We start from the raw sequence: 6,718 nt of genomic DNA on the forward strand, positions 1-6,718 counted from the left end.
GATGTCGGCGGCGGCGTCGCCGAACTTCGTCGAGTAGCCGAGCATGATCTCGGTCTTGTTTCCCGTCCCCAGGACGAGCCGGTCCAGAAGGTTTGCGTGCCAGTAGAGGATCGTCATCCTCACCCTGGCCTTCAGGTTCCCGTTCACGACGGGAGGGGCCTCCGCCATCGGCAGGACCTCTGAGTAGCAGCCCAGAAGCTTCGAGATCTCGATCTCCTCCGCCCTGATCCCCAGGATCGAGGCCACCTGCCTCGCATCTTCCAGGTCCTCCTTTGGGGTCACGCCGATCTCGGGCATGAGGAGAGCCAGGAACCGTTCGGGCCCCAGGGCCCGGACCGCGAGGAAGGCGACCGTCGCCGAGTCGAGGCCGCCGGAAAGTCCCAGGACCGCGCCGCTGGCTCCGGCCGCCTCCACCTGATCTTTTATAAACTCCGCGATGACGTTCTCTGCATCTTTTCTGACCATCGGATAGGGCATTAGAACTCTCAAATAAAGTACTTTTTCTGCACAAGCTTTATGTTCGATAAGCTGATGGGTGAGAGCAGCAATTAGACGAGGAATGCGTGTTATGCGACTTTCGATGGACTTGGAACTGCAGGACATACCGGGACAGCTGATGCAGTCCCTCGAACCATTCAAGAAGTACAAGGGGAACATCATCAGCGTGGTCCATCACCGAGATCGCAAAACTCCACGGGGCACGGTCCCGGTCCAGATCGTCTTCGAGATCGATCCTTCAAACATCGAGAACGTCAAGAGAAACCTCCAGGAGAACGGCATCGTAGTGGTGAGGGCTGGCGAAGATCGGTTCATCGAGGAGATATCTGTCCTTCTGATCGGCCACGTGGTTCATACGGATCTCGGGGACACCATCGATCGGATCGACTCCACCGGCTTTGCGGAGGTGGAGGACCTCTCCCTCAGGATGCCGGGTATCGAGGAGCCCTCCTCCGCCTGCATTAGGATCAGAGCCACCGGCAAGGAGGAGATAAGAAGGTCTCTCTCCATCCTCCGGGAAGTGGGCGAAAAGAAAGATCTCCTGGTGATAGAACCTATTGAGGCTGAGAAGATATGAGAGAGGTCAGGATATCTCTGGTGGGGTTCGGGATAGTCGGCCACGGCGTTTTGGAGGTCGTGAAGAGAAAGAGGGAGCTATTGAGGAAGATTGGCCTCGAACTGAAGGTCGTCTCGGTCACCGACATCACCGGAACCCTCTTCGACGACGGCGGGATAGATCCCGGGAGGCTCTCAGGGGCGAGGACCCTCGAGGGGATCGCGAACCTCGGCATCATCGGAAAAGAGGCGATCCAGGACGTTGAATCCGACCTGGTGGTGGAGGTCACACCCACCAACATAGTCCACGGCCAGCCCGGCCTCGGCCACATCGAAGAGGCCCTCTCTTCGGGAAAGCACGTCGTCACCTCCAACAAGGGGCCCCTGGTGGTGGCCTTCAACCACCTCCAGGAGCTGGCACAGGATAACGGCGTGATGCTCAAGTACGAGGCTACCGTCGGCGGTACGATGCCCCTCATCAGCCTCGTCGAGAAGAACCTGGTGGGAAACGAGGTCCTCAGCATAAGGGGGATCTTCAACGGTACCTGTAACTACATCCTGACCAGGATGATGGAGGAGAAGTACACCTACAGCTACGCCCTGACCGAGGCCCAGGAGCTGGGGATCGCCGAGGCGGACCCCGCCTACGACGTCGACGGGATAGATACCGCCGGCAAGATCGTCATCCTCGCCAACTCCGTCTTCGGCATGGACGCTGAGTACAGCGACGTCGCCGTCACCGGCATCCGAGACGTCACCCCCGAGGCCCTCAACCTCGCCTGGGAGAGGGGATACCTCATCAAGCTGATCGGCGAGGTCCCCGCCCTGACCGTGAAACCGATGCTCGTTCCCCGGAGAAGTCCCCTAGCCGTCGGCGGAACCCTCAACGTCGCCTCCATCGAGACCGACCTCTCGGGGACGATCACCGTGACCGGCCTTGGCGCGGGCTCCATCGAGACCGCCAGCGCCATCGTCTCCGACGTCGTCAGCATCTACACCTCAAGGCAGCTAGATCCCTGAAATTCCGACCATGACCAGCTTCAAAAGCTTCGCAGAGCTCTGCAGCAGGATCGAGGAGATCGGCGGGTCCATCGAGAAGACCGCTCTTCTCGCATCTTTCCTCTCGGAGCTCGACGAGGCTGAGCTGTTGGTCGTTCCCTCTTTTGTAATGGGCTCGGCCTTCCCCGCGAGCTCTGATCTCCTTTTGGGCGTGGGTCCGAGCACCCTCTACGAGGCACTATCAAAAGCCACGGGTGCATCTTCTGCGCAGATCCAGGCGATCCTCCGCAGGACCGGGGACGTGGGGGCGGTCGCCGCCGAGTCGGTGGAGGGAGGAAAGCCCGCCACCCTCTCGGCCTTCATCAAGGCCGAAGGTCTCTCCATCCTCGACGTCCATTCTCGGTTTATGGAGATCGCCCTGGCCACAGGAAGGAGGAGCCAGGGCACAAAGATGAAGCATCTCCGATATTTATTCGGCGAGGCAGGGCCCCTGGAGGCGAGGTACATCGCGAGGCTCGCCCTCGACGACATGAGGATCGGGGTCGGCGAGGGGATCGTCCGGGACGCCATCGCCAAGGCCTTCGACCGATCCTCCGATGAGGTGGAGCGGGGCTACAACTTCACGAGCGACCTCGGCCTTGTGGCCCAGCGGGCTAAGGAGGGGCGGCTCTCGGAGCTGACGATAGAGATCGGCCGGCCGATCAAGATGATGCTCGCCCAGCTGGGGGCCGGGATATCCAGCTCCGTGGCGGAGATGGGGACGGCCGCCGTCGAGTGGAAGTTCGACGGGTCCCGGGTCCAGATCCACAAGAAGGAAGACGAGATCGAGATATTCTCCCGGCGGCTGGAGAATGTGACCCGCTCTCTTCCGGAGATCGCGGGGTTCGTCAAGGAGCATGTACGGGCCGAGTCTGCCATCCTGGACGGGGAGGCGGTGGCTAGGGGCGAGGACGGCAGGCCGCTGCCCTTCCAGGAGATCTTAAAGCGGTTCCGGAGGAAGTACAAGGTCGAGAGGACGGCGAAGAAGATCCCTCTGGAACTCTGGCTCTTCGATCTGGTATATCTGAACGGTCGGGTCCTCATCGACGAGCCCCTCCGAGAGAGGAGGAGGCTTCTCGAGGAGGTCGCAGACCCGGAGATCCTGGCATCCCAGACCTTGACCGACGATCCCGAGAAGGTGGACGAGGTCTACGAGCGGGCTATCGGAGCCGGCCACGAGGGCGTGATGCTCAAAAGTCCCGAATCCCCTTACGCTCCGGGAAAGAGGGGGAAGAACTGGCTCAAGATAAAGCCGGTGATGGAGACCCTCGACCTGGTCGTCATCGGGGCGCGGTGGGGTGAGGGGAGGAGGGCGAGATTCCTCGGGTCTTATCGGCTCGCCTCCCCGGACCCGGATACCGGAAGGCTCGAGGACGTGGGTTGGGTGGCCACCGGGATCACCGACGAGATGCTCTCAGAGCTCACCGACCTCTTTCGAGACCTGATCCTGGTATCGGGGGAGGGGATGGAGGTGGAGGTGAAGCCGGAGGTGATCTTTGAGGTGGCCTTCGAGGAGATCCAGAAGAGCCGGAGCTACTCCTCGGGCTACGCCCTCCGGTTCCCCAGGCTGGTCCGGGTGAGGTACGACAAAGCCCTGGAGGAGGCGGATACCCTCGATAGGGTGGCCCACCTCTACGCCACTCAGAGGGGGAGAAATGGGCCCTCTCCGGACCGGATTTAAAGGAAATTATGGAGTTGGAGCTGATCGGATTGATATTCAAGAAGCTGAGCGAATTGGACGATGAGGAGGTCGATGGCCTTCTTTTGAGGGGGCTCGACGTCCAGAGCGTCATGTCCACGGTGGTGGAGATCGTCGGCGAGGTCCAGGAGAAGGGGGACCGGGCCCTGACCGAGCAGACCGAGAGGTTCGACGGGATGCGGATCGGAAATTTCAGGGTCGCAGACGACGAGATAGAGAAGGCCCAGGGCCAGGTCCCAGAGAGGCTTAAGAGGGCCCTTGAGATCGCCATCGAGAACATAGCCTCCTTCCACCACCAACAGCTCGATCGAGACCTCTGGATGAACGAGACCTCCCCCGGCGTCATGGCTGGCCAGAAGATAGTGCCCCTGGACTCAGTGGGAGCCTACGTCCCTGGCGGCCGGGCCACCTACCCCAGCTCCGCCCTGATGACCGTCGTCCCTGCAAAGGTGGCGGGGGTCGAGAGGGTCATCGTCTGCACCCCGCCGGGAAAGGAGGGGAAGGTCGATCCCCTGACCCTGGTGGCGGCCGAGATGGCGGGAGCCGACGAGATCTACCGGGTCGGCGGCGTCCAGGCGGTGGCGGCGATGGCCTTCGGGACCGAGACTATCGTGCCGGTCCAGAAGATCGTGGGGCCGGGAAACATCTATGTCACCGCCGCAAAGCTCCTCCTGCGGTCCACCGTCGAGATCGATATGCCTGCGGGACCGAGCGAGGTTCTGATCATCGCCGACTATTCCGCAGAGCCGGAGGTCCTGGCCTCGGACATGATCGCCCAGGCGGAGCACGACCCCCAGTCGATATCGGTCCTGGTCACCGACGACGAGGACCTGGCCATCGCCACCAAGGTCGAGGTGGAGAAGCAGGCTAAAGAGGCTGCCCGGCGTGAGATCGTTGAGAAGAGCCTGAACAGGGCCGCGATCCTGACGGCGGCTTCGATGGAACAGGCGATAGGCTTCTCAAACAGCTTCGCCCCCGAGCACCTGGAGATCATTGCGAGAGACCCGATGACCGTCCTCGACGAGATCAAGAACGCAGGAAGCGTCTTTCTCGGGCCCTTCACCCCGGTGGCGGCGGGAGACTACGCCAGCGGCACAAACCACGTCCTTCCGACCTCAGGGTACGCCAGGCTCTTCTCCGGCCTCAACGTCGACTCCTTCGTCAAGAAGATCACCGTGCAAAAGATATCAAAAGACGGCCTCTCGCTTCTATCCGACGCCATAACCATCCTCGCCGAGGCCGAGGGGCTCTCGGCCCACGCCGAGTCGGTGAGAAAGAGGCTCGTCGAGAGAAAACAGGAATACGTCTGAGCCCTCGAAAATCCCTTCAATAATCGCCTCAAAAAACGGGCTGGCGTTTTGTGCCAGCCTGCCGGGATTTTGTATGGGGAGGGCAGCAGGTCCGTCACCGCTCCCAAGCTCCCGTTTTCAATCGTCTGCTCTGGTCGGCCTGATCTTTTATCAGCTCTACTTCTCCACCTTCTCCAGGTCGCTGGAGAGGTCGCCGGTGAGGTCGAGGTTGAAGAAGTCGCCCGCCGTGGGGAGGGCCATGAAGATGTTGGGGGTCAGGTCCAGCTCGGCCTCGGCCCCTTCCACCCGGAGGTCGAGGATGTGGCCGCCGGCCGTCCGATCTTCGGTGATGAAGTGGAGGTGGTAGCCGGGGACGTTGATCCCGTCGACGAACTCGGGCGACCAGAAGCCGACGACCGTCCCGGAGGCGTTCTCAAACTCGAAGACCGTCTGGTTGGCGACGGCGTCGACCAGGAGCGGGTAGGGCCTCTCCTGGGCGGGAACGCTCCTGGTCTTGACGTAGGGGAAGGTGCCGTCGATCCTGATGGCGTAGAATACGTTCTCCGAGGGGAAGCTCGTCTCGAGGATCTCGCCCAGCTCCGTCATGTTATCGGCCTTTTCGACAAAGACCTTCTCGTCGTGGTCGAAGAAGGTGACTGTGGCGAAGGGGGTCGTAGCCTCGTCGGGGACGACGTACGCCTTGCCATCGACTTTCACCTGGCGGCAGACGCCGTCGACGACGATCATCTCGCCCTCGAGCCGGTCGAAGGTCCCGATCCCGAAGTCGCCCCTCTCCTTCAATTCGCCTACGGGAAGGATGCCATCGTAGACGGCCAGGAGGAGGGCATCGATCGTCGATACCTGGAAGAGGACTTCCCGGTCCTGGCCTATAATCGAATCTGAATAACTCTCGCTCTCTCTGGCGGCGGCCGCCGGGAGGGCGGCGAGGGTGGCCAGGATCAAGATGGAAGCCAATAAGGTTGCACATAGGCACTTTCTCATGAGGATCACGTACGGAAGAGGGTCGATTTAATCTTTGTTCCATTATCGCACAAGTTCCGAGATCCTGAGAGGGCAGAAATAGATTGGCTGCCGCCAGGAGGGCACCGGGCAGCCGCCGAATATCAAAAAAGCCACACCTTGAGACCAGATGCTCATCCCGGCGACGGCTCACCGTTTGAATCTAGCTTCGGCTCGATCTCTTCGGCGGGGCAGGCGGTGAACTTGGTGAACTCGTCCTCGCAGCTCTCGTTCACCGTCGTCTCGCCCGAGAGCTCCTCTCCGGAGATCGTCTCGGGCGCCGGGCCCGAATTCTCCGGCTCGGTCGATCTTTCCGCGCATCCTGCGAAGGCGACCAGGGCGGCCGCCAGCATCACCACAAAAAGAGCCTCTATAGATCTATTGATGATAACTCCTCCAACCTCTTCTTAGAGCTTTTTGAGCGAAGAATCTTTTGGTGACCGACCCTGACGAGACCTGGTCTCGAAACGGCTTTATCGAAAGGATGAACACCCCTGACCAGACGATTCGAAAAACCGAAGCCTCATCCGCCTCGCGGACGAACCAACTTCAAGGACGGGTTTAATCTTGAGAGAATATCTGCTGGGAAACGTCGCCATCGCCAAGGGCATCCTGGAGG

Annotated in this window: 7 protein-coding genes; 4 read left to right on the top strand and 3 right to left on the bottom strand. The window is 60.9% G+C overall.

The window, feature by feature from the left end; translation table 11 throughout:
- The coding region (gene nadE / locus ACP5EL_RS06490; protein ID WP_428401696.1) for an NAD(+) synthase at positions 1 to 465 on the bottom strand (465 nt) is incomplete at its 3' end.
- A 103-nt stretch (positions 466 to 568) separates the two neighbouring features.
- On the opposite strand from nadE, the gene ACP5EL_RS06495 reads away from it, so the two are divergent.
- The 4 genes from ACP5EL_RS06495 to hisD are packed head-to-tail and all read left to right on the top strand — an operon-like array spanning position 569 to position 5,100.
- A complete protein-coding gene (locus tag ACP5EL_RS06495; protein ID WP_428401697.1) occupies positions 569 to 1,075 on the top strand; it encodes an amino acid-binding protein in 507 nt (168 codons plus the stop codon).
- Complete coding sequence (locus ACP5EL_RS06500) at positions 1,072 to 2,073, top strand: homoserine dehydrogenase (protein ID WP_428401698.1); 1,002 nt, start codon at positions 1,072 to 1,074, stop codon at positions 2,071 to 2,073. Before ACP5EL_RS06495 ends, ACP5EL_RS06500 begins: the two co-directional genes overlap by 4 nt.
- Positions 2,074 to 2,083: 10 nt before the next feature.
- Positions 2,084 to 3,772, top strand: a complete 1,689-nt coding sequence (locus ACP5EL_RS06505) for an ATP-dependent DNA ligase (RefSeq protein WP_428401700.1) — start codon at positions 2,084 to 2,086, stop codon at positions 3,770 to 3,772.
- A gap of 8 nt (positions 3,773 to 3,780) precedes the next feature.
- Positions 3,781 to 5,100, top strand: a complete 1,320-nt coding sequence (gene hisD / locus ACP5EL_RS06510; RefSeq protein WP_428401701.1) for a histidinol dehydrogenase — start codon at positions 3,781 to 3,783, stop codon at positions 5,098 to 5,100.
- A gap of 156 nt (positions 5,101 to 5,256) precedes the next feature.
- On the opposite strand, the gene budA is transcribed toward hisD, so the two are convergent.
- Together budA and ACP5EL_RS06520 are read right to left on the bottom strand one after the other, a co-directional pair.
- Positions 5,257 to 6,081 carry an acetolactate decarboxylase gene (gene budA, locus ACP5EL_RS06515; protein ID WP_428401702.1) on the bottom strand — a complete coding sequence of 275 codons (825 nt, stop codon included), beginning with the start codon at positions 6,079 to 6,081 and terminating at the stop codon, positions 5,257 to 5,259.
- A 152-nt stretch (positions 6,082 to 6,233) separates the two neighbouring features.
- A complete protein-coding gene (locus tag ACP5EL_RS06520; protein ID WP_428401704.1) occupies positions 6,234 to 6,458 on the bottom strand; it encodes a hypothetical protein in 225 nt (74 codons plus the stop codon).
- Between the last annotated feature and the right edge of the window lie 260 nt (positions 6,459 to 6,718).

The sequence above is a fragment of the Methanocrinis sp. genome (genome assembly GCF_049974945.1).
GTDB lineage: Archaea > Halobacteriota > Methanosarcinia > Methanotrichales > Methanotrichaceae > Methanocrinis.

Excerpts from the sequence above, each read along its gene's own strand:
- ACP5EL_RS06495 (WP_428401697.1), top strand. The coding sequence starts at position 569 with ATGCGACTTTCGATGGACTTGGAACTGCAGGACATACCGGGACAGCTG.
- ACP5EL_RS06500 (WP_428401698.1), top strand. The coding sequence starts at position 1,072 with ATGAGAGAGGTCAGGATATCTCTGGTGGGGTTCGGGATAGTCGGCCAC.
- ACP5EL_RS06505 (WP_428401700.1), top strand. The coding sequence starts at position 2,084 with ATGACCAGCTTCAAAAGCTTCGCAGAGCTCTGCAGCAGGATCGAGGAG.
- hisD (WP_428401701.1), top strand. The coding sequence starts at position 3,781 with ATGGAGTTGGAGCTGATCGGATTGATATTCAAGAAGCTGAGCGAATTG.
- budA (WP_428401702.1), bottom strand. The coding sequence starts at position 6,081 with ATGAGAAAGTGCCTATGTGCAACCTTATTGGCTTCCATCTTGATCCTG.